Source organism: Peribacillus sp. ACCC06369 (assembly GCF_030348945.1).
In the GTDB taxonomy this organism is placed as follows: domain Bacteria; phylum Bacillota; class Bacilli; order Bacillales; family DSM-1321; genus Peribacillus.
This window is the reverse complement of sequence record NZ_JAUCEN010000002.1, coordinates 3,389,016-3,412,114: the sequence shown is the minus strand read 5'-3', so window position 1 is coordinate 3,412,114 and position 23,099 is coordinate 3,389,016. Positions and strand designations below refer to the sequence as shown.

Sequence of the window (23,099 nt, the reverse complement as noted above, 5' to 3'; positions counted from 1 at the left end):
TGATGCTTATTATCGCTTTGATGTGGGGAATCGTATATTGGCTGTTTATCGCTTAGCACATAGTACATCGATAAATCAAGTGCTGAAAGTGATGTTGAAACGAACGAAGTTTTTATGTATGATGGAAATGTTATATGTGAGGATTATTATTCAAAGCGAATTATTTGAAACAGGTAGATAATAAAAACGTTATTTAGTAACGAGGGATATTATGTTGATTAAGTATAAGAAAAGTTATGAGAAGTTTGCCATGGGATTATTATCTTTCATGCCAAATGAAAAAGAAATAAAAACGCTTCGGAATACGATGAAGAATTATGAAACGGATGAAAATCTACAGCTGTTCTTATGGAAAGATGAAGAGATTACGGGCTTGATCGGAATAGAAGTCTCTCCAAACCACATTGAGATACAACATATATCTGTAAATCCATCCTTTCGGAAACAAGGTATCGGTAAAACGATGGTCAGGGCCATCAAGGAGCAATATCCTGACAAAGAACTAAAAGCAAATGAGTTTACGGAAAGCTTTCTTGACAGGTGTGAAGAAGTCTGAATATGAAAGTTGAATGGAGGACCACCTTTAAGGGCGGTCCTCCATTCTTGTTTTTCGAAGGGATAGCTGACGAGCCCTTTCTGAAATGACATCTGAACGGTCGCGCATTAGATGCTTATCAACTATTGATGAATTAGCCATGTTGCTACCTGCGCCCCATATGTACCCTTCGTGCAAACACATGGATTGGCATTGTTCGATCAACCCTTGATCCGCTATCGGAAGATTTATGCTTTCATATGGCTTTTGGGATAACATTCGTTCATGTGTGTCCTCGAGCATTTTGAACAGTTCTTCTGGATCGAGCCCCAACTTCAGGAGCTCGGCCTTTTTAGTGTGGAGAATTGCCAGGGCTTTAGCCAGGGTCCTTGCAGCCCCTTTTTTGTTTCCCCTGCGGTCATGGTACAGGGCAACCGCAATTTGTATGAGCCCGACCCAATGCGAGTCACGCTCTTTTGGAGCGGTTTCCTTCCAATATTCTTCAAGAATTTCATGACATTCGAAGTAATCCCTTGTCCCATGGAAATGGACAAGGAAAGAAAGGTAGTCTTCCGCGTAATTCAATAGGAGCACCCCTTTTGTTTGATGGAATCTCTAAGTAAGGAAAAAAGCCTTTTCCATAGCTTAACACCCGCCATGTATACCCTCTAAGTTTAGCATAGAATTTTTTCTTGGAAAATAAAGAAAGCCGATTGCAAGGCAATCAGCTTGATTCATCAGTCTTCCATTAACACCAAGAAGCACCGACGATAACTAATAAAATGAACAATACTACGATAAACGCGAATCCGCCGCCGTTTCCAAAACCACCTGCACCCATAATGAGTACCTCCTTTGTTCTGCTATTCTTACATTTCTAGGTTATGTTGGATTTTAGAATGTGATTGGGCATCGACCCATTTATCGCAAATCCCTTTTAAGAACTTTTCTAAGGTCTGGAAATTATTATTATTGGATAAAGGGCGGCAATCCACTATACTTGATTAGTGAAAGAAATAGGCCTATTATAGGCCAATTAGATTTAAATGGGGTAATTTAATGGGTTATAATATAAAAATTGACGCTTTCGAAGGTCCGATGGATTTACTCCTGCATTTGATTAATCGCCTGGAAATAGACATCTACGATATTCCGATGGCTGATATTACAGATCAATACCTTGGGTACATCCATACGATGCAGCACCTGGAATTGGATGTGGCCAGTGAATATCTGGTGATGGCTGCAACACTGCTTGCCATCAAGAGTAAAATGTTGCTGCCAAAACATGAAGATGAACAATTGGTTGATGAAGATGGGGAAATATTTGAAGAAGATCCACGGGATGAGCTTGTGGAGAAACTATTAGAATATAAAAAGTATAAGTATGCAGCTGAAGAATTTAAAGGGATGGAAGAAGAACGCAGCTTGATGTTCACTAAACCCCCAAGTGATTTATCTGTATATGTTAAAGAAGCGGAAAGTGATAAACAAGAGTTGAACATAAGTCTATACGATATGTTGGGAGCTCTGCAAAAACTGCTGCGAAGGCAAAAAATACAAAAGCCGCTTTATACGAAAGTAACGAAACAAGAGATCTCGATAGAAAAACGAATGGATGAAATCATGATTGAGTTACAATCAATTAAAGGGAAGAAAAGTTTCTTTGAACTGTTTTCGCTTCCGGTTAAAGAGCATATCGTCGTCACTTTTATGGCGGTGCTGGAACTTATGAAACTAAATGAAATCATTGTTGAACAGGAAGATAATTTTTCGGAAATCATGATTGCTGCTAAGGAAGGTGTAGAGCCAGTTGGAAGTTATTAATTGGAAAGGGATTCTTGAGGCATTATTGTTTGCTGCAGGAGATGAAGGACTCTCCGTCAAACAAATTGCCTCTGTCCTTGAAATTACGGAATATCAAGCAACGGACATCGTTGAAAGTTTAAAGGAAGAATATTTATCGGATGTACGCGGGATTCAGGTGATCGAAATAGCGGGTGTTTATCAAATGACGACAAAAAAAGAACACTCGGATTACTTGAAAAGACTAGTGGAAACATCAAACACTCAAGGTTTGTCCCAGGCCGCTTTGGAAACACTCGCAATCATTGCCTATAAGCAGCCGATTACCAGAGCTGAAATTGATGAAATTCGCGGTGTCAAAACGGACCGCCCCATCCATACACTTGTCACTAAAGTCTTAATAAAAGAGGTCGGACGTGCTGAAGGTTCCGGCCGGGCTTATTTATATGGGACAACAAAAGAGTTTTTGGATTACTTCGGCCTGAATTCCATTGATGAATTACCGCCGCTCGCCGATAATTCGGATGATAGCTTTGAAAATGGTGAAGCAGATCTGTTTTTTGAAAAATTTCAGCAAACAATCGAATAACATTTTTCTTTAAATTGTGATAATATAGAAAAAAATGAATGCGGGGGGATTGCGGGTGCAAATTGTAGCATGCAATGGATTTGGCCTTGAAAAAGAAAAGCCAAATTCGCCGGAGGAATTTTTTAACCGATCCGTTATAGAATACATAAAGGATGGAGAAGAAAAGACGCTGAATGTACTGTATCTTCGTTATTTTGATGAGATGGTCACTCGTTGGACTCCTTATCCCGCCAATCCGCTATTCAAAAGTTCTAAGAGAGATATTTATATGGCTGATATCATTGCAATGGTCTGTCTGCTCAAAGACCCGAGCCTGGTTAACCGAAAACGTGTATATATAAATGCAGAAAAAGAGCTAGCCGGTTATTTTGAAAATATAGATTTTGAAAAATTGGAGAAAGTGTTTATATCTATTGACCAAGCTAAACCATATGATATAGAATCACATGTTGACTATTATATTCAATCTTAATCATTTTGAGGAGGGTTCACGGTTGGGGAATACATTGGTTAAATCTCAGCTTGAGGATGTAAAAGGCTTTTTGGAAACAACAGTGGCTCAGCTAGAGGAATTTATAAATGAGACGACCTATACTAAGCTGCAAGAGGAAAAAAGCGGGGATGAAACTTATTATAAAGGGATCCTTTCTAGTTTAAGAAGAATGCTTGTAAGTTGTGAAGAGGGCTTGGAGGCTTGCCAAATCGTTCTTAAAAATGATGTTTTTAATAAAGCTGCAGCTGAAAAGACGCTTTATAGGGTTTATCATCAATGTATCGAAGAATACTTTTCCCCAAAATCGGATCGGTGGTTTGAGGACAGCAGATCTGCCTATACAGGAAAAAACTCGATTAAATTTCACCAAAGTGTGCCAGACAGCATAATAACCATTCTGAAGGCCGTGGAAAGTGGATTCCAGACCATGCGTGAAGAATTGGAGTTTTATGAAACGGATTACCGGACGAAAATGTTACAGTCAAGATAAAGGAAACAGCCAGGCTTAATAGGCCTAGCTGTTTTTTTATTTATAAATGGAATCTCCGCTTAATCGAAACATAGAATACTTTGATGATTATGTGCATGAGGGTTAAGAGGAGGTTGAAAGATGTCTGATGTTAGAGATTATGCTAAAGAGGTAAGTGATTGGGTTGATGGAGTCATGGAATATCTTGAGAAGATCGATATCACCGATTCGTCAGTGTTATCAAATATTGAACGGCTTTCCCAGTTGACAAAAGATATGGATGAGGAAGAAATGGATTATGAGGATATGGTCCTGATTGAAGAAGAGATGGCTCGGGTCTATGAAGAAATTGAAGAACTCGCTAGAGAATTCAATATACAGGATAGGCAATCAGTCCCGATTGGGAAGCATACACTTCCGCCGTTACCTTATGCCTATGATGCGTTGGAACCGACGATTTCAAGGGAGATCATGTATCTGCACCATGATAAGCATCATCAAGCATATGTCGATGGGCTGAATAAAGCGGAATTGATGATGAAAAAAGCGAGGGAAACGAAAGATTTCTCCTTGTTGAAACATTGGGAAAAGGAAGCAGCCTTTCATGGGTCAGGCCATTATCTCCATACGCTTTTTTGGGAAGTGATGATTCCAGGAGGAGGCGGACAGCCAAAGGGAGATTTACTTAAACAGATTGAAAAGGATTTTGGAAGCTTTGCAGCTTTTAAAAGTCATTTTAGTGAAGCGGCCAAACAGGTAGAAGGTGTTGGCTGGGCGATATTAGTCTGGGCTCCACGTGCGTGGCGGCTAGAAATACTTCAATCGGAATTGCATATGGTTTTGACCCAGTGGGATACGATTCCAATCCTTGTTCTTGATGTATGGGAACATGCTTATTACCTACAATATAAAAATAATCGGGCAGCCTATGTGGACAAATGGTGGGACGTTGTAAACTGGCCGCAAACGGCCGTAAGGTTCACGGAAGCGAAGAAGCTGATTTGGAAAAAACAATAACTGATAAAATCCAGGAATGTTTAGGGGAACCAATTTAAGATACGAGCCGTGACGGTTCGTATTTTTTTTGCTGAAATCCTGTATCAAGAATTTTCTAGGGAAAATATGGCAATGATATAAAAGAATCACCTACCCATTTATTTGCAAACGACTATTGATTCTCATTTGGATATTTTTATTTGATTGAAAAGGGGATGGTATCATCTTTCGAAATAATGAGCATGCGTCTTATTTTAAACCTTGAAATAACATCGGAAATGTGTTAAAAATGCTATTTTGAAGTACTATGGGTTTTTAAAAATATTTAATTTATATCAATATAAAAACTGTGACTAATTTGTGAACTTAAAAATTATTAAGGTATATTTATTGACTAGTTTCTATTTAATAATTATTATAAACAGGAGCATATAAAAAAAATAGCTAATTGGAGGAATTTATTATGTCATTGATCAATAAACAAGTAGAAGATTTTAAAGTACAAGCTTACCATGCAGGAGAATTCAAAGAAGTTACACTTGAAGATGTTAAAGGAAAATGGGCAGTATTCTTTTTCTACCCAGCTGACTTTTCATTCGTATGTCCAACTGAATTAGCTGATCTTCAAGATAACTACGAAACATTCAAGGAAATTGGTTGTGAAGTTTACTCAGTATCAACAGATACTCATTTCAGCCACAAAGGATGGGCTGATGCTACTGATACAATCGGTAGAATTCAATATCCAATGTTAGCTGACCCAGCAAACGTTTTATCCCGTCAATTCGGTGTATTGATTGAAGAAGATGGATTGGCTCTACGTGGAACTTTCATTGTAAATCCAGAAGGACAAATTAAAGCATATGAAATTAATGACTTAGGGATTGGCCGTAATGCAGAAGAACTAGTAAGAAAAGTTCAAGCTGCACAATTCGTAGCAGAACACGGAGATAAAGTTTGCCCTGCAAAATGGACTCCAGGTGAAGCTACTCTTGAACCAAGCCTGGACCTTGTAGGTAAACTTTAATTTTTAATGGGATGATCCCTTTCTTCAGTTAAAGGGTATATCCAGCAATTGATTACGATTACTGGGACAATTCGTCCGACAAGATTTAATGACAAAAGGCACTTACCTAAAATAAGTGCCTTTTGTATGTCGAAATAATCAGTTTAGCAGACATTATCATTCAGCAAGGAGAACAAAAATGAAAAAAATATATGATTTATTAATTATTGGTGGTGGTCCTGCAGGCCTCTCAGCAGGCGTTTATGCAGGAAGAGCTAAATTAAAGACAATTATTCTTGAAAAAGGAACTGGCGGCGGACAAGCTGCAACTACATCGGAAATAGCCAATTATCCTGGTATCCGCCATATATCGGGCCCAAGGTTAGTTGAAGAAATGAAGCTGCAAAATGAAGATTTTGGGGTTGAGTTTGCCAAAGCTGATGTAACGGGCGTGGATTTCTCCGGTGAGGTAAAAGTGGTTAAAACCCTTGGTGGGGACTACCATTCCCGCGCGGTCATCATTGCAACGGGTGCTTCTCCAAGAACACTAGGATTTCCAGGTGAAGAGGAATTTACTGGTCGCGGTGTAGCTTATTGTTCAACATGTGATGGCGAATTCTTTGAAGGGTTGGAAGTTTTCGTTATCGGGGCAGGATATGCAGCCGCTGAAGAAGCTATATTCCTGACCCGCTTTGCTACAAAGGTTACAATCATCGCCCGTGAATCAAGCTTCTCGTGTGCCCCGTCCATTGTTGATAAGGTAATGGCAAATGATAAGATTGAAGTGAAATTCAATACGGAGATCCTTGGGGTATATGGAGATGGGATGATTCAAAGTGCCCGTTTCATCAATAACGCGACTAAAGAAGAATTTGAGTATAAGGCGAAGGAAGAAGACAGTACGTTTGGAGTATTCGTTTTCATAGGTTATGAGCCGAAAACAGAGATTTTCAATGGCCATATCGAAATGGATCATGCGGGTTACATTCTCACCGATGATGATATGAAGACTAATGTGAATGGTGTATATGCGGCAGGCGACCTAAGGCCAAAATCCTTGCGCCAGATTATCACAGCTGTATCTGACGGTGCGATTGCAGCAACGGATGCCGGTAAATATATTGCAGAAGAAAAAGATCGCTTAGGCATTAAAGATGAACCTGAAGTTGAAAAACCGGCCAAAAAAGAACAGGCCGCTGTCCCAGCAGGAAAGAGCGCTTTATTAAGTGATGCGTTACGTGGCCAATTAAAGGGCATCTTCGGCAAGATGGAGAGTGACGTAACATTGGTGTCCATCGTCGATGAAAGTTTGCCGAAATCAGTCGAATTGCGAGACTTCTTGTTGGATGTTGCTGAATTGGGGGACAAGCTTCATCTTGAGTTATACAACAAGGGGGAAAATAAGGAAATCGAAGAAAAAATCAATGCAGATAAGTTCCCTGTCGTTTCCCTCTTAAATTCGAATGGTGAATACAGTGGCGTCAAATACCACGGTGTACCTGGCGGCCATGAGTTGAATTCCTTCATTTTGGCTATCTATAACCTAGCCGGACCTGGTCAAGCATTGGATTCAGTCGTATTGAATTCAATTAAGGGAATCAGTAAAAAAGCGAACATTAAGGTTATGGTTTCATTGGCATGTCACTACTGTCCAGACGTTGTAGTTGGCGCACAGCGTATTGCGATTGAAAACCCTAACGTTGAAGCTGAAATGGTCGATATAAGCAATTTCCAGGAAATTAAGAAGAAATATAAAGTCATGAGCGTGCCGGCCATGATCATCAATGATGAAGAAGTGGTATTCGGCGCTAAGAAAATTGATGAAATCGCAGCGTTATTAGTATGATAGAACACTAAGTCGATAGGGGAATGTCCTCCTATCGATTTTTTTATGGGAAATGACCCTTGAAAATCAGTAGATATCATGCCGGTTTACATTCTTTTATTCATAACCCTTGTCCTTTTGCATAAACTTGTACAAAAACAAGTAAAGAGACGAGGGGGCACTCATGCGTTTTCCATATAAAGGGTTATCAAGTTTGTGTATCGTCATTCTCCTGTTGTCTTTTATGGCACCTGTACAAAGCGTCAATGCAAATGTTGCTGTAAGTGCCCATAGCGCGATTTTAATGGATGAGGATAGCGGAAGGGTCATTTATGAAGTGAATGCTCATGAAAAGAATCGCATAGCAAGCATTACGAAAATAATGACGGCGATCTTGGCTATTGAATCGGGACAAATGGATGAAACAGTTAAGGTAAGCAGCAATGCCTTCGGGACGGAGGGATCTTCCCTTTATTTAAAAGTGGGAGAAAAGATTAAGCTCGAAGATTTGGTTTATGGCTTGATGCTTCGCTCAGGTAATGATGCAGCAGTCGCAATCAGTGAAAAGGTTGGTGGAAGCCTGGATGGATTCGTCTGGATGATGAATCAAAAGGCAGAAGAAATCGGGATGAAAAATACACATTTTTCAAATCCACATGGTCTGGATAATACGAAAAACCATTATTCAACCGCATATGATATGGCCATACTTACTCGTTATGCCATGCAAAATGAAACGTATGCAAAGATTGCCGGCACTAAGGAGCACAGGGCGCATAATTCTACAGAACAATGGGATTATGTATGGAAGAACAAAAATCGCCTGCTTACACAATTATATGAGTATTGCACAGGCGGGAAAACAGGGTATACCAAACTAGCAAAACGTACCTTGGTGACGACGGCAACAAAAAACGAGCATGACCTGATTGCTGTGACATTGAATGGTCCCGATGATTGGAATGATCATATCCAAATGTACGAATCCGCTTTTAAGGATTATAAGCCTACAGAAATTTTACCCGAAGGCATGGTAGAAAATTTACAAAATAAAATGTATAAAGGGCATGTTTACATTAAAAATGATTTCTCGTACCCACTGACAAAAGAAGAGAGAAAATTGGTCAATGTGAAAATGAAATTATTGAAGCCACAGAAGGTTTGGAAAGATAAAAGGAAAATCCCGGAAGTGGTCGGCAGAGCATCCATCTATCTCGATGGAAAGAAAATAGGAACGCGTTCAATTTTTTATGGGGAATCGAAAGAAAGCTTCAAGCAACAATCATTCCAATCTTCATGGGCTGAGGTATTTGAAGCGGTATTGGGACTCGAACGAAATGGTTAATTACATTTGGGTTGGCATGTTTGTGATAGGTATTGTATTCGGCATGATTAATGGGACGATGGATCAGGTCAATGAAGCTCTTTTTGTTAGCGCAAAGGAAGCGGTCACCCTTTGTCTGGGACTGATGAGCATTCTTGTTTTTTGGCTGGGTTTGATGAAAATAGCGGAGGAATCGGGACTGCTTGATAAACTATCCAGCTTGTTCAGGCCATTCATGAGATGGCTGTTCCCTGAAGTGCCGCCTAATCATCCGGCTATGGGATATATACTTTCGAATATGATGGCAAACACATTCGGTTTGGGGAATGCAGCTACACCTCTTGGCATTAAAGCGATGGAGCAGCTAAAGAAACTGAATGGAGGAAAAGCAACGGTCAGCCGCTCGATGGTCACTTTTTTAGCGATCAATACCTCAAGCGTAACGTTGATTCCAACGACTGTCATTGCGATTCGCATGAATTACGATGCCCAATCCCCGACGGACATCGTTTTTCCAACCATAATAGCTACGGCCATTTCTGCCGTTGGAGGAATCGCGATAGATCGATATTTTTATTACAGGAGAAAGAGGAGCGGGAGGGAATAGGATGTTGCACTGGATGACCACCATTTCAATTTGGATGATACCGATTTTGATCCTCAGTATATTACTGTACGGCACATTGAAAAGAGTCCCCACCTATGAGATGTTCGTCGAGGGGGGGAAAGAAGGGATCAACATGTCCTTTTCCCTTATCCCTTTCCTGGTAGGCATGCTTGTGGCGATTTCAGTATTTAGGGCATCAGGCGCCTTGGATTTCATTGTACAATCACTAAACCCATTGCTTTCCCTTCTTCATTTTCCGTCTGAGGTTTTACCCCTTGCGATTATCCGGCCAATATCAGGAACAGCCGCATTAGGAATGACCAGCGACCTGATATCGGTTTATGGACCGGATTCCTTTGTCGGGCGCTTGGCTGCCACGATTCAGGGAAGTACAGACACCACCTTCTATGTATTGACGGTTTATTTTGGAGCCGTCGGAATCAAAAAAATGGGTGATGCCCTTAAGGTTGGGCTTTTGGCAGACTTGATCGGAATCATAGCCGCCGTTATCGTCGTCACATTAGTATTTGGAATGAATTAAAGGTAAGGAAATGGGCGATTCCATTTCTTTTTTTTTTGCCTTTTTCTTAAACGAACCCGTTATGGATAGCTATCAATTTTTTATATGGTTCGAACATTCATCTTAAAGAAACATTTTTTTTGTATGGAAAAATAAGCTATGTTACACTCATTATGGAAACCACCCCATTTAACCGTCACATTATTGATGTAATTATAAAAGAAAAGCTCTTAATCGCGAAAAACCTTTTGTTTTTGCCTCTCTATATGTAATAATTGTATGATTGTGTATGTATCGACAATAACAAACGAATGATTATATTATGGGGTGAAGATAGATGGAACGATTACAAAAGGTGATAGCACATGCTGGACTGGCTTCCCGCCGTAAAGCAGAAGAGTTGATTTTAGAAGGTAAGGTAAAAGTGAACGGCAAAGTAGTGAAGGAATTAGGTGTGAAGGTGGGTCCTAATGATAAGGTTCAGGTTAATGAAGTCCCGCTTGAAAAAGAAGCTCCTGTTTATTTCCTATTCTATAAACCGCGCGGTGTCATTTCGGCAGTTTCTGATGATAAGAATAGAAAAGTCGTAACGGACTATTTCCCTTACATCAATGAACGGATTTATCCAGTTGGCCGCTTGGATTACGATACTTCGGGTTTGTTGATTTTAACCAATGACGGAGAATTTGCAAACACGTTAATGCATCCTAAGCATGAAGTGGATAAAGTGTATGTGGCAAAAGTGAAAGGGATGCCTTTGCGTGAAAGCTTGAAAAAGTTGGATAAAGGTATCAAATTGGAGGATGGTAAGACTGCCCCAGCCAAGACTAGGGTATTGTCCACCGACAAAAAAAAGGAAACGGCCATAGTTGAAATCACAATACATGAAGGCCGGAACAGGCAAGTCCGCCGGATGTTTGAAGCAATCGGCCATCCCGTCATAAAATTGAAGAGGGAACAATATGGTTTCTTGACATTGGACGGTTTAACAGCAGGAGATTCCCGTGAGCTGACTCCACATGAAGTTAAATTAATGCGGACTTTAGCAACGACCGAACCAAAACAGCGGAGAATGTAAGAAAGAATTTTTCCTGTATTAATAGGTTGAAACCACTACCCCATTTTTCCCCTGGAGGATTGGGTGGTGGAAAACAACCTGTAAATACCTTTCCTTCATGAATCGGGAAAAGATGTCACAAAACTTTCAGAAATGTAAATAAAATGGACATGGTGTTAAATGGTATAATGGTATGGTTAAATTAGTGTGGCCTTAGGAGGATTTCTATGGATAAAAAGAAGCGACGCCTAATTATCAGGACCATCATTCTCCTGCTTCTAGGTGCAGCTTTAGTGTTTGCCCTTTATACGAACTTCACTAAAGATAAGAATGAAAGTCTGAGTAAAGGATCCGATGCACCCAATTTCGTTTTGACTGATATGGAAGGCAAAGAACATAAACTTTCCGATTACAAGGGAAAAGGCGTCTTCCTGAACTTTTGGGGTACATATTGTAAGCCGTGTGAATATGAAATGCCTTATATGGAAAATCAATATAAGAAATTTAAAGACCAGGGCGTTGAGATATTAGCGGTTAATGTCGGGGAATCTGACTATGCTGTCAATAATTTCATCACAAAGCATGATCTTACCTTTCCTGTCATGATCGATAAAGGTAGGGAAGTGGAAAATGCCTATCGCGTGGATATTTTGCCAGTCACCTTTTTGGTTGATAAAGAGGGGAAAGTGATAGATATCATCACCGGAGCTTTGACAGAAGAGAGCATCCAAAAGCATATGGAGAGAATTAAACCATAATATTGGGGAGTTTTTGACATGAAAGAAGTAAAATGCGATTGTGGTCATGTAAATCCATTTGGCACAAAGATTTGTGGGAAATGTGGGATGGTGCTTGGTAACGAAAAGGAAAACAAGCTAATTGATATGCGATATGAAGGAAGTGCAAGGCGTTCACAAACATATAAAAAAACGGTCATCGATAAAATATGGAACTTCTTTTCTTCCGTTAAGGTAGGGGTGACGCTCATTGTCATTGCCTTAGTCGCTTCAGCTATCGGGACGATTTTACCTCAGGAAATGTATATCCCTTCAACGGCGACGCCTGCAGAGCATTATGAACTGGAGTACGGCTGGTTCGGAAAGGTGTATTATGAACTCGGGTTTCATAATTTGTACAGTTCATGGTGGTATTTGATTATCATAGGCATGCTCGGCATATCACTATTGATTGCCAGTATCGATCGGTTCTTTCCCTTATATAAATCGTTAAAAAAACAAGGGGTCACACGTCATGACGGTTTCATGAAACGTCAGAGGATTTTTGGTGTGACAAAGCTTGAAGATCAAGATGTAAACCTTGAAGAAGTAAAGAATAGGCTAAAAAGGCAGCGTTATCATATACGAGAGGAAAACGGTCATATACTTGCCGAAAAGGGTCGTTTTTCACGTTGGGGACCCTATGTAAATCATATTGGACTTATCATTTTCTTAATTGGAGCATTATTGCGTTCTGTCCCTGGGATGTATATTGACAAAGTACTTTGGCTGCGGGAAGGCGAGAGAAAAGAAATCCCGGGTACAAATGGTGAATACTACCTCCAGAATAATGAATTTACCTTAGAGGTATATGACAAAGAAAATGAAGAAGATGAACAATACAGTGCTGCAATAGATAAAACCGGTACGATAGCTAAAACCTATCAATCCGATGTAACGCTCTATGAGCGCAAGGGAGAAACCATACCAGGGGAGAAAGTGGACCTTGATAAGCTTAAAGATTTTAAAATCAAAGTCAATGAACCTTTGAAACATGATCATTATGCCCTCTACCAAGTAGACTATAAACTGGATGAGCTCAGTACGATGTCTTTTAATTTGATAAATAAAGAAACCGAAGAGAAATATGGCAGCTTAAAGGTTGATTTGAATAATCCTGAAAAGAAATACGAGTTGGATGAAGGTTATTCTGTTGATTTGATCAGTTACTTCCCTGATTTCGAGTTCGATGAAAAAGGTGAACCTAGAACGATATCGAAGATTCCGAATAATCCAGCATTTATCTTTAAAATGCATACTCCGGATAAGCCAGAGGGTGAAGTCAGTTTCGTAGCGATTAAAGAGACTGTGGAGCCTTTAGGGGAAAATACATATAAAATGGCCTTTAATGGTGTGGAAACCCAAGATGTCACGGCTTTGACCGTTAGGAAGGATTTAACGCTTTGGATCCTATTCTCTGGTGGAATCATTTTCATGATAGGTGTTGTCCAAGGCTCATATTGGAATCACCGGCGTATATGGATTAAAAGGAAAGATGATGAGATATTAATGGCCGGCCATACAAACAAAAACTGGCACGGCATTAAAAGAGATATAGGACAAGCGATAGAATCAACATCTCTTTGCGAACCAACGGATCAACTTGAGGAGGAGAAATCTTCTAATAAGGGGGAAGTTTTAAATGGCTGAATTAAGCAGTAACTTTTTATATGCAGCTTTCTTATCATATCTGATCGCTACCTTTTTATTTGGGGGATCGATAAAGGATAAAAGTGGAGCGGAGGAAAAGAAACAAAACAAATGGGCTAAACTTGGCATTTTCATCACCATTCTCGGTTTCGCTGCGCAAATTGGGTATTTCATCACTAGATGGATTGCTGCTGGCCATGCCCCGGTAAGTAACCTGTTCGAATTTACGACCTTTTTCGGAATGATGCTGGTCGGTGCTTTCATACTAATTTATTTCCTTTATAAAACACCTGCACTTGGGTTATTCGCTTTACCGATTGCGTTATTGATAATTGCATACGCAAGTATGTTCCCTACAGAAATTTCGCCGCTCATTCCTGCTTTGCAGAGCGATTGGCTTCATATTCATGTAACGACCGCAGCGGCAGGACAGTCGATCCTTGCGATAAGTTTCGTTGCAGCCATCATTTATTTAATCAAATTCGTCGATCAGTCACAAGCGAGCAAAAGAACGTTTTGGCTTGAAGTCATCATGTTCACATTAGTCAGTACCATCGGTTTCGTCATCATCACTTCTACTTTTGCCGCCATGGATTATAAGGCGAATTTTGATTGGGTCGATAAAAAAGGTGTGCCAGCTAAGCAAGAATTTAACCTTCCTGCACTTGTAGGTCCCCATGAAGGGGAACTAACCGAGACGGATCGGTTTGAACCACTGGTGAACATGCCTGCCCTGATCAATGCCAAGAAACTGAATACAGTCATTTGGTCAATCGGTATGGGACTCGTCCTGTATGGTCTAATAAGATTGATTGCCCGTAAAAGAGTGGCAGCATTGATTAAGCCGATCGTTAAAAATGTGAATTTGAATTTATTGGACGAGATTAGTTATCGTTCAGTCCTTATCGGTTTTCCGATCTTTACACTCGGTGCCCTCATTTTTGCAATGATCTGGGCTCAAGTGGCCTGGACACGATTCTGGGGCTGGGATCCGAAAGAAGTCTGGGCTCTGATTACTTGGTTGTTTTATGCGGCCTTTTTACATCTGCGCATGTCAAAGGGGTGGCAAGGGGAAAAATCAGCATGGCTTGCGGTCATCGGTTTTGCCATAATGATATTTAACTTGATATTTGTTAATCTTGTTATTGCTGGTTTGCATTCATATGCTTGATTCTGTATTGTAATAATTAGATGAAGGGGGTCTTTTGATAGAAACGTCGAGGGTTGGCTTGTCGATTTTTCTAGAGAATGATCCCTTTTTCCGTCCTCACTTTATATATGATATTTCAGTGAAATACCCACTATGAATTCACAGAGGAAACGGGTGAGGTCTTTTTTTGTGACAATATGGTGAAAGGTCCATAAAAGCCATGCGAAATTGGCTCATTATCGTACTTTGGAAGGAAAAATTATTAGTCAGGGAAGTTTTCATTTTGTAGAATAAATGATAGGAGGCTGATTACATAATGTATAACGCTATTAAAATTCTCGTGGTGGATGATGAGGAAAGAATCCGCCGGCTGTTAAAGATGTATTTGGAAAGAGAAGATTATATAATTGATGAAGCTGAAAATGGAGATGTGGCTTTAACAAAAGCCCTTGAAAATGATTATGATTTAATTTTATTGGATATTATGATGCCTGGTAAAGATGGAATCGAAGTTTGCCGTGAATTAAGGGAGAAGAAGACGACACCTATTATCATGCTGACTGCTAAAGGGGAAGAAGTGAACCGCGTTCAAGGGTTCGAAGTGGGGACCGATGATTATATCGTAAAGCCGTTCAGTCCCCGTGAAGTCGTGTTAAGGGTTAAAGCTTTATTGCGACGCTCCTCAAGCACGGGTTACATGCAGACGGAAACGACGGCAAAAGATGTGATCGTCTTCTCGCATCTAACCATTGATAATGATGCCCACCGTGTACTTGCTGATAACAAAGAGGTTTCATTAACACCAAAAGAATATGAATTATTATATTTCTTAGCTAAATCCCCAGATAAAGTTTTCGATCGGGAGCAATTGTTAAAAGAAGTGTGGCATTATGAATTCTTTGGAGATCTTCGAACTGTTGACACGCATGTTAAACGCTTACGTGAAAAATTAAACCGCATATCCGAAAACGCAGCCAAGATGATTGTCACTGTTTGGGGTGTAGGTTACAAGTTCGAAGTCGTTAATGACTGATGCTGTGGGGCAGTGTCGTAGGGAAGCTATGGGCAACGATCCTATTGCTCGTGTCATTCGTATTAATCGTTTTAACCGTTCTGCTGGTCGAATTCTTTGAGAATTTCCAAATTGAAAATATTGAAAATGATTTAACCAAAACGGCCGAACAAATCATTAAGGTAACAAATGACCATCAGGGATCTAACAATGAGGTTTTACAAATAGCTTCGGAATTAATAGGAAACGAAACGAAAATGATCATTCTAAACGATGACAAAATGATTTTCTCATCCATTGGAGGAGATAAGGAGTTTGAAATCACGCCGGAATCCATTAAGAATGATCCTGAATTGCTCAAGGTTTTTACCGAAAGAAAGACTGTAAAAAAGGAAATGGCGCTATCCCATGATCCGGGTAAAGAGGAATTATCCGCAATCGTTGTTGGGATTCCACTTGAATTGAATGGGGAACAGGATGAAGTTTTCTTATTTCAATCATTGGAGTCCATGGAAGAAACCACAAAATCCACTACACAGTTCATTTTATTGGCAGCGGGCATCGCCATTATTTTGACAACGATTTTTGCTTTCTTTTTATCTACAAGAATCAATGCCCCATTGGTGAAGATGAGGGAAGCCGCACTGGCGATTGCCCGGGGGAAATTTGATACAAAGGTTCCAATCTTGACTCAAGATGAGATCGGTGAGTTGGCCATAGCGTTTAATCAGATGAGGAAGCAGCTGAAATTCAATATGAATGCACTCAGTCAGGAAAAGGAACATCTCTCAAGCATTCTTAGCAGTATGGCTGATGGGGTCATTACCTTCAATAAAGATGGCACAATCCTTGAAACGAATCCGCCAGCGGAAAGATTTCTCCAGTCCTGGTACTTTGAAAAAGGCAATAACCGGGAAGATAACGTGAATGTCCCCTTGGTTTTGATGAATCTTTTTGATGAATCAGAGTCCTTCGATAAGGAGCAAGTCGGGGAAATTACCTTGCAGGGCAGAGATTGGGGATTCATTGTCAGCCCGCTATATACAAATGCCGACAATATTCGGGGAGCGGTGGCCATCATACGGGATATGAGTGATGAAAGACGTATGGACAAACTTAGGACGGATTTCATAGCCAATGTCTCCCATGAGTTAAGAACGCCCATTTCAATGCTGCAAGGATATAGTGAAGCGATCGTTGATGATATTGCGGGCAGTGAAGAGGAAAAGGTGGAGATGGCCCGCATCATCTATGATGAGTCTTTGAGAATGGGACGTTTAGTCAATGATCTGCTCGATCTGGCTAAATTGGAATCGGGAAAAATGAACCTTAGCTTTGAACATGTACCAATTTCACCTTATTTAAAGAGGATTACAAGTAAGTTTTCCGGGCTAGCCAAAGAAAAAGGGATTACAATATCAGTCAGTCTTCAAGACAATGAAATTGAATGGCATTTTGATCCTGACCGTATTGAACAGGTTTTGACTAATTTAATTGATAATGCGATTCGTCATACTCCTCCAGGCGGTAACATTGATGTCATTCAGAGGACAAGTGATCGAAGAGGTCTGATCATTGATGTGAGGGACTCTGGATCTGGTATTCCCGAAGAAGATTTACCTTTTGTATTTGAGAGGTTTTATAAAGCGGATAAGGCAAGGACCCGCGGCCGATCAGGTACCGGATTGGGTTTGGCCATCGTAAAAAATATAATCAATGCCCATGATGGCTACATTTCGGTAAACAGTTTACCTAATAAAGGGACAACGTTCAGTTTTATCCTGCCTCGAATTATGGAAAATGCCGATTGAATGACGGACAGCTTTCCAAAAAAAATTGTTTCATAGGGAACTGTGAAGACAAAGGCAATTGGATTCATTTCCAACTTGTCTTTGTTTTTTTTAGGGAACAAGATAAGAAGTTCCGGACATGTGGAAATGACGGAATTTTATATTAAGATTAAAGCCGAAGTATGTAACTTTTATTGAGGAATGACGACTATATTTATGAACGGATGTGGGGAAATGATGGATTCCGTTTTCCACGATCTATATGAAAAATATCATCAGGAAGTTTATCAATTCATTTTTTATATGACTAAAAATCGAGAAACGGCAGAGGACCTTGTTCAGGAGGTCTATATCCGGGTTATGAAGGCTTATGAACGCTTCGAAGGAAAAAGCAGTGAAAAAACGTGGATTTATTCGATTGCCAGAAATGTGACGATTGATTATTTTCGGAAACAAAAAGGGTGGAAAGACAAAATCTTTCCTAACTTTGATTGGGATAGGCAATTGATTAAAGATACTCAGCCCATTCCGGAAGAAGTGGCCATCATGAACGATGAGATCCAAGATATTTATCAATGTTTAAACAGATGTACCGTCGATCAAAGATCCGTCATCATTTTAAGGTACATTCAGGGCATGTCCATTACGGAAACTGCAGAAATATTAAATTGGAGTGAAAGTAAGGTAAAAACGACCCAGCACCGTGCTTTAAAGGCAATCAAAACATTGATGGAAGATTTATCAGGAAAGGAGGGCCACCGCAATGAGAAGATCCCGTTGGAAAGAAAACGAAATTGAAGACATGCTACGCGGGCTTCCGAAATTAAAAGATGACCGAACCAAGGCAGAGGTGTATGCGAGAATACATGATAAAAAAAGAAAGAAACACTGGATACCTCTAATTGCGGGTGTGGCCTCCTTATTCTTAATGGTTGTTTTGGCGTCATCGTTAATTATTGGAAACAAGGGAACTACAAGGGAAGAGGACAGCAGCGGTAATGGGAAATTATCCATATCCGAAAATAAGGAAATGGCAGATCAGGAACGGCAAAATGCAAATATCAAAGAAAATACCTCAGAAGATAAACAGGGTAATCAAGAGTTTTTGAGTAAGCAAGCGGAGATTGAATCTAAAGACGAGGTTTCAGAAATAGAACCTCTAACAGGGGAAAAGGAAAAAACTTTTGCACATGCGATTTATCAAGACGACCTTAAAAATGCATCGGTCATTACCATAGGCGTACCTGATGATCAAATGAATTTCATCGTTCCCATATCAATTAAACTCAAACATTATGACAAAGCGGATACACTGAATCGGTTAACGAATCAAATGTCCAATATCGATGAAGAGCAATATGGGCTATCTGACTATTTTCCGCTTGATATAAAGATTAACCAAGGAAACGATATGACCACTGCTCATATTGAGTTTCGAGAAAACAGCCGATTATTGAAAGAGGATACTCTTTTTCTCCATTCGATGGAAGAAACGCTTTCCTATAATGATATAGAGAAGATGACTTTTTCTACAGGTGGTAAGCAAGGGGCAATGTTTGCCAATAAGGGATTTTTAAAGGAGGCGGATATACCTCATCAACAAAAACGCACATACCTACTTTACCAAAGAGATGAATCCTCTCCAAGGTTCCTAGTTCCAAGCAATATGGATTATCGGGACATTGAAGAGGCACTTCAAGCTGGAAAAGGGGAGCCGGACATGGAGGGGATTTCACCTGCAATCCCGGATGACCTTAAATGGGAAAGTATACGTTCAAAAGGAGATCTTGTGTCCATTCAATTGTCAGATCAAGCAGCTATAGAAAATAGTGAGGAATCCCTTCAAGCTTTAGAAGCCATACTCTTCATTGCTAAGGATTTTGGTTTTGAAAAAGTGAAGTTTGAAAATGCACCAATTGAAGAGGTCGGCCAGTTGAATTTAACTGAAGACATATGGGTGCCCAAAGCACCGAACCTAGTGAATTGATGCAGGGGACGGGCTAAATGATGGAGGGGTGCTCTATACATTTAAAAAAAGTGCCCGCGCTGACGGGCACTTTTTTCTTCTTATAATGAAATACGGGCCATGAATGTAATTTCTTCTGTTTCCATTAAAAATTGTTTCATGTTGTCTGCCAATGGTTCATCAAAGCTTAAAACCATGATTGCTTCCCCACCAGCTTCTTTTCGGCCTACCTGCATGGTGGCGATATTCACTCCGTGATCACCAAGAACCTTACCTACGTTACCGATTACACCAGGTTTATCGGTATGCTGGATATAAAGTAAATTCGATTCCGGATGAAAGTCGATTTTGAAACCATTCAAGCTTACAATTCGAGAACCGTAATTTTCGATATAAGTTCCACTTATTGTTAATTCGCGGTTGTCACCTTTTATTTTAAGGCTGATCAAGTTAGAGTATCCTAAAGAGTCCGTTGAGATTTTTTCACCAACTGTAATGCCACGCTCTTTTGCGACCAGCAAGGCATTCACCTCATTGACTGATGCATCAACCCTTGATTTGAAGAAGCCTGAGATTAGACTTTTTGTCAGAATCGCTGTATCGAAGTCCAATGACTCTCCTGCATACGTAACGGAGATTTCCTGAATCCCTTCATTCATGCACTGAGAAGCAATGGATCCCATTTGCTGAACAAGTTGATAGAATGGCTGTACCTTTTCAAACACTTCTTTAGAAATCGCTGGAAGGTTGATTGAACTGGAAACTGGATTTCCTTCGAAATAGGTCAAAACTTCTTGGGCAACCTGTACGGCTACATTTAATTGGGCCTCTTTCGTAGATGCACCTAGATGAGGTGTAGCAATGACGCTATCCAATTCAAGCAGTTTATGGCCAAGTGGAGGTTCTTCCACGAAAACATCCAGCGCCGCCCCTGCAACATGTCCTTCAACTATCATTTCATATAAATCATCTTCGTCTAGAATTCCACCACGTGCGCAGTTCAGTACATAAACTCCTTTTTTACAGGTAAGCAGTTTTTCTTTATTGATTAAACCTCTAGTTTCATTCGTTAGTGGAGTATGTACAGTAATGATATCTGCTTTAGGAAGCAATTCATTTAACGGCAGGGACGTTACGGCCATTTTCTTTGCACGATCAGCAGTCAGGAACGGATCATAGACAATTACATCCATCCCAAACACTTTAGCACGTTTGGCAATTTCCCCTCCGATACGTCCAAATCCAACTATACCTAATACTTTGCCGCGAAGTTCCGTTCCAGTATATGAAGAACGTTTCCATTCCCCATTCTTCAGTGAAGCATAAGCTTGCGGAATATGGCGCATTAAAGAAGCCATCATGGCAAATGTATGTTCTGCAGTTGAAATGGTATTGCCGTCAGGAGCATTAACCACGACAATCCCACGTTTTGTCGCAGCGGGGATGTCTATGTTATCGACGCCGACACCAGCGCGTGCTATAATTTTCAACTGCGGCATACGGTTCATTAAATCTTCCGTAACCTTCGTTGCACTTCTTACAAGTATTGCATCAATCTGATCAAGTTCGTTTTCCGCTTCCTCTACTGTCTTCTGAATAAGGTGAATATTGGAAGCCTCTGATAGCGGTCCGAGTCCTTCTGGTTTGATGGCATCTGCTACTAAAATCCGATACACGTCTAAACACCTTCCTAGGGAAAAGAATTATCTTAAATTTCAGTTAATTTTACAATTTAAATGCCAATTGTGTCAATTTGGCTTCTCTGATTGTAAGCGCTTAAAACAATAATTACATTTGGATCGTATGTTTAATGCCGCACTATTAATGGCTTCAACATCGATTGCTTTAAAAGAAAAAATATTTTCATTATGATAATTTTGTGTATCCGATTTTTCTTTTAAGTGATTTATAGTCCTAAATGTATCAACTGAGAAAAAATGCTATCACAAAAAAGGAATTTCGGATATAATGGGAAAGATAAAACAAAATTTTATAGGTCTATCTTCGGGGCGGGGTGTAATTCCCCACCGGCGGTGATGAAGGAAATTCTCTTCTAAGCCCGCGAGCCTTATGGGCAGGATTTGGTGTGATTCCAAAGCCGACAGTATAGTCTGGATGGGAGAAGATGGAGGTTCCTGAGTGCGTTTCAACAGTTATTTGCTGAACGTTTGTTTGATGTAACCTTTAATTTATCCCTTTAATTCTATTGGAATTAAAGGTTTTTTATTGAGCATCAACATGATTAAGGAACCCTAACCTCTTTTTCAGGTAGATCGGAAAAGAAGGAGAGAGAACTATGAAAAAGAACAAAGTGAAAAAAATGGTCACACTGGCCATGATGGGAAGCATTTCTTATTTATTGATGCTTTTAAATTTTCCGTTCCCAGGATTTCCACCTTTTCTGAGTGTTGATTTTAGCGACATACCAGCACTGATGGCGGCATTGATTTTCGGTCCGATGGCCGGGATTCTAGTTGAATTCCTTAAAAACCTATTGGATTTTGTCATGACAGGGACCTTGACTGCTGTACCAGTGGGACATATCGCTAACTTTGTTGCGGGAATACTGTTCGTCTTGCCGACTTATTATGTATTTAATAAAATCAATTCAAAAAAAGGGATGACGTTCGCTTTACTTGCGGGTACAGTTTCCATGGCGGTATTTATGAGCGTTTTAAACTATTTTGTCTTTTTACCGGCTTATACCTTCTTTATGGGAGCGGATGCAATGTCGGCACCCGAGTCGAGAAAGTTCGTCACGACGGCAATCTTGCCTTTCAACGTGATTAAAGGCGTGCTCATCACATCTGTATTCATGTTATTGTTCATTAAATTACAGACATGGATCAATAAGCAAATATTATATAAAAATGCTTAACGGCATTGACGATAGAAATATAAAAAAACAACCGGATATCCATATCCGGTTGTTTTTTTATGTCATTGGTATGGGAATATATAAGCGACATTGGCCAAAAGAAAAAGCCATTCTCGATTGAAAATGGCTTGTACCTTTATTCGAATTTTAGTGCATCCCCGTCAAATGCCTCGTCAGCAACTTTAATAGAATCCGTTGGACATCCTTCAAATGCATCCATCATATCATCTATTAGTACATCTGGAATTTCAACGATTCCCTCATTATCGTCAAGGGTAACAAATGCAATCCCTTCGTCATCATAATCATATATATCTGGTGCTGCTGCTCCACAAGCACCACAAGCGATGCATGTTTCTTTATCCACAATAGTAAATTTAGCCATGAATATAACCCCTCCTAAGTTGATTAACAACTGATAATCTTTTTATTTCAGATTATTATCTCTTTCTTATTGTAAGACCGAATGCCAAACTTTTCAATAGAAATTGTATTGATAATAACTATCATGTAGTAGAATGTCAACGAAAAACATCGTAATAATTAACTTGGGTCCTACCATGGTTCGTCATTTAGTCACATAATTTTCCTTGTATTCATCAATAATAACGGCGATTTTTGCAGATATTTGTTACAATGGGTTTATTGGT

Annotated in this window: 24 protein-coding genes and 1 riboswitch; of the genes, 20 read left to right on the top strand and 4 right to left on the bottom strand. The window is 39.9% G+C overall.

From position 1 onward, the window contains the following. The first annotated feature begins 211 nt into the window (after positions 1-211). Entirely contained in the window at positions 212-556 is a 345-nt protein-coding gene (locus QUF78_RS17355; RefSeq protein ID WP_289315778.1) for a GNAT family N-acetyltransferase, read from the top strand. Positions 557-583: 27 nt separating this feature from the next. Here QUF78_RS17355 and QUF78_RS17350 read toward each other — a convergent pair whose 3' ends face one another. Further along, on the bottom strand, positions 584-1,120 hold the full coding sequence (locus QUF78_RS17350) for a DUF309 domain-containing protein (RefSeq protein ID WP_289325647.1): 537 nt from the start codon (positions 1,118-1,120) through the stop codon (positions 584-586). Between the two features lie 163 nt (positions 1,121-1,283). Further along, positions 1,284-1,376, bottom strand: coding sequence for a YjcZ family sporulation protein (locus tag QUF78_RS17345; protein ID WP_072273196.1), 93 nt, complete (start codon positions 1,374-1,376; stop codon positions 1,284-1,286). Between the two features lie 218 nt (positions 1,377-1,594). Between QUF78_RS17345 and QUF78_RS17340 the strand changes: the two genes are divergently transcribed. The 18 genes from QUF78_RS17340 to QUF78_RS17255 all read left to right on the top strand — a co-directional run bounded on the left by QUF78_RS17340 (position 1,595) and on the right by QUF78_RS17255 (position 19,592). After that, positions 1,595-2,362, top strand: a complete 768-nt coding sequence (locus QUF78_RS17340) for a segregation/condensation protein A (protein ID WP_289315780.1) — start codon at positions 1,595-1,597, stop codon at positions 2,360-2,362. Next, a complete protein-coding gene (scpB, locus tag QUF78_RS17335) occupies positions 2,349-2,930 on the top strand; it encodes an SMC-Scp complex subunit ScpB (protein WP_289315781.1) in 582 nt (193 codons plus the stop codon). Before QUF78_RS17340 ends, scpB begins: the two co-directional genes overlap by 14 nt. A gap of 55 nt (positions 2,931-2,985) precedes the next feature. Continuing rightward, positions 2,986-3,402 carry a hypothetical protein gene (locus tag QUF78_RS17330; RefSeq protein ID WP_289325646.1) on the top strand — a complete coding sequence of 139 codons (417 nt, stop codon included), beginning with the start codon at positions 2,986-2,988 and terminating at the stop codon, positions 3,400-3,402. Between the two features lie 22 nt (positions 3,403-3,424). Further along, the gene (locus tag QUF78_RS17325) at positions 3,425-3,913 is read left to right on the top strand and encodes a YpuI family protein (RefSeq protein WP_289315783.1); all 489 of its coding nucleotides are present in this window, start codon (positions 3,425-3,427) and stop codon (positions 3,911-3,913) included. A 120-nt stretch (positions 3,914-4,033) separates the two neighbouring features. After that, entirely contained in the window at positions 4,034-4,909 is an 876-nt protein-coding gene (locus tag QUF78_RS17320; protein ID WP_289325645.1) for a superoxide dismutase, read from the top strand. Between the two features lie 442 nt (positions 4,910-5,351). Next, a complete protein-coding gene (gene ahpC / locus QUF78_RS17315; protein ID WP_289325644.1) occupies positions 5,352-5,915 on the top strand; it encodes an alkyl hydroperoxide reductase subunit C in 564 nt (187 codons plus the stop codon). 178 nt (positions 5,916-6,093) lie between these two features. Further along, positions 6,094-7,740, top strand: coding sequence for an FAD-dependent oxidoreductase (locus QUF78_RS17310; RefSeq protein WP_289315785.1), 1,647 nt, complete (start codon positions 6,094-6,096; stop codon positions 7,738-7,740). Positions 7,741-7,903: 163 nt separating this feature from the next. Next, positions 7,904-9,064 (top strand): D-alanyl-D-alanine carboxypeptidase family protein, encoded by a 1,161-nt coding sequence (locus tag QUF78_RS17305; protein ID WP_289325643.1) that lies wholly within the window; start codon positions 7,904-7,906, stop codon positions 9,062-9,064. Continuing rightward, on the top strand, positions 9,057-9,650 hold the full coding sequence (locus tag QUF78_RS17300; RefSeq protein WP_289315787.1) for a nucleoside recognition domain-containing protein: 594 nt from the start codon (positions 9,057-9,059) through the stop codon (positions 9,648-9,650). The genes QUF78_RS17305 and QUF78_RS17300 overlap by 8 nt, the downstream gene beginning before the upstream one ends. A 13-nt stretch (positions 9,651-9,663) precedes the next feature. Then, entirely contained in the window at positions 9,664-10,191 is a 528-nt protein-coding gene (locus tag QUF78_RS17295; protein WP_370017073.1) for a spore maturation protein, read from the top strand. A 316-nt stretch (positions 10,192-10,507) separates the two neighbouring features. Further along, the gene (gene rluB / locus QUF78_RS17290; RefSeq protein ID WP_289315789.1) at positions 10,508-11,248 is read left to right on the top strand and encodes a 23S rRNA pseudouridine(2605) synthase RluB; all 741 of its coding nucleotides are present in this window, start codon (positions 10,508-10,510) and stop codon (positions 11,246-11,248) included. Positions 11,249-11,454: 206 nt separating this feature from the next. After that, entirely contained in the window at positions 11,455-11,985 is a 531-nt protein-coding gene (resA, locus tag QUF78_RS17285) for a thiol-disulfide oxidoreductase ResA (protein ID WP_289325641.1), read from the top strand. Positions 11,986-12,003: 18 nt separating this feature from the next. After that, entirely contained in the window at positions 12,004-13,653 is a 1,650-nt protein-coding gene (gene resB / locus QUF78_RS17280) for a cytochrome c biogenesis protein ResB (RefSeq protein WP_289325640.1), read from the top strand. After that, entirely contained in the window at positions 13,646-14,824 is a 1,179-nt protein-coding gene (ccsB, locus tag QUF78_RS17275) for a c-type cytochrome biogenesis protein CcsB (RefSeq protein ID WP_289325639.1), read from the top strand. The genes resB and ccsB overlap by 8 nt, the downstream gene beginning before the upstream one ends. A gap of 295 nt (positions 14,825-15,119) precedes the next feature. Beyond that, on the top strand, positions 15,120-15,836 hold the full coding sequence (locus QUF78_RS17270) for a response regulator transcription factor (protein WP_289325638.1): 717 nt from the start codon (positions 15,120-15,122) through the stop codon (positions 15,834-15,836). After that, the gene (locus tag QUF78_RS17265; RefSeq protein WP_289327345.1) at positions 15,833-17,626 is read left to right on the top strand and encodes an ATP-binding protein; all 1,794 of its coding nucleotides are present in this window, start codon (positions 15,833-15,835) and stop codon (positions 17,624-17,626) included. The genes QUF78_RS17270 and QUF78_RS17265 overlap by 4 nt, the downstream gene beginning before the upstream one ends. A gap of 216 nt (positions 17,627-17,842) precedes the next feature. After that, positions 17,843-18,403, top strand: a complete 561-nt coding sequence (gene sigX, locus QUF78_RS17260) for an RNA polymerase sigma factor SigX (RefSeq protein WP_289327344.1) — start codon at positions 17,843-17,845, stop codon at positions 18,401-18,403. Then, positions 18,369-19,592, top strand: coding sequence for a hypothetical protein (locus QUF78_RS17255; protein WP_289325637.1), 1,224 nt, complete (start codon positions 18,369-18,371; stop codon positions 19,590-19,592). Before sigX ends, QUF78_RS17255 begins: the two co-directional genes overlap by 35 nt. Positions 19,593-19,672: 80 nt before the next feature. On the opposite strand, the gene serA is transcribed toward QUF78_RS17255, so the two are convergent. After that, positions 19,673-21,247 (bottom strand): phosphoglycerate dehydrogenase, encoded by a 1,575-nt coding sequence (gene serA, locus QUF78_RS17250; RefSeq protein ID WP_289325636.1) that lies wholly within the window; start codon positions 21,245-21,247, stop codon positions 19,673-19,675. A 320-nt stretch (positions 21,248-21,567) separates the two neighbouring features. Further along, a riboswitch (FMN riboswitch) is annotated at positions 21,568-21,702 on the top strand. 165 nt (positions 21,703-21,867) lie between these two features. Between serA and QUF78_RS17245 the strand changes: the two genes are divergently transcribed. Further along, entirely contained in the window at positions 21,868-22,449 is a 582-nt protein-coding gene (locus QUF78_RS17245; RefSeq protein WP_289325635.1) for an ECF transporter S component, read from the top strand. A 136-nt stretch (positions 22,450-22,585) separates the two neighbouring features. Here the strand turns inward: QUF78_RS17245 and QUF78_RS17240 are convergent, their stop codons facing one another. Further along, positions 22,586-22,834 (bottom strand): ferredoxin, encoded by a 249-nt coding sequence (locus QUF78_RS17240; RefSeq protein WP_034308087.1) that lies wholly within the window; start codon positions 22,832-22,834, stop codon positions 22,586-22,588. Positions 22,835-23,099 lie beyond the last annotated feature (265 nt).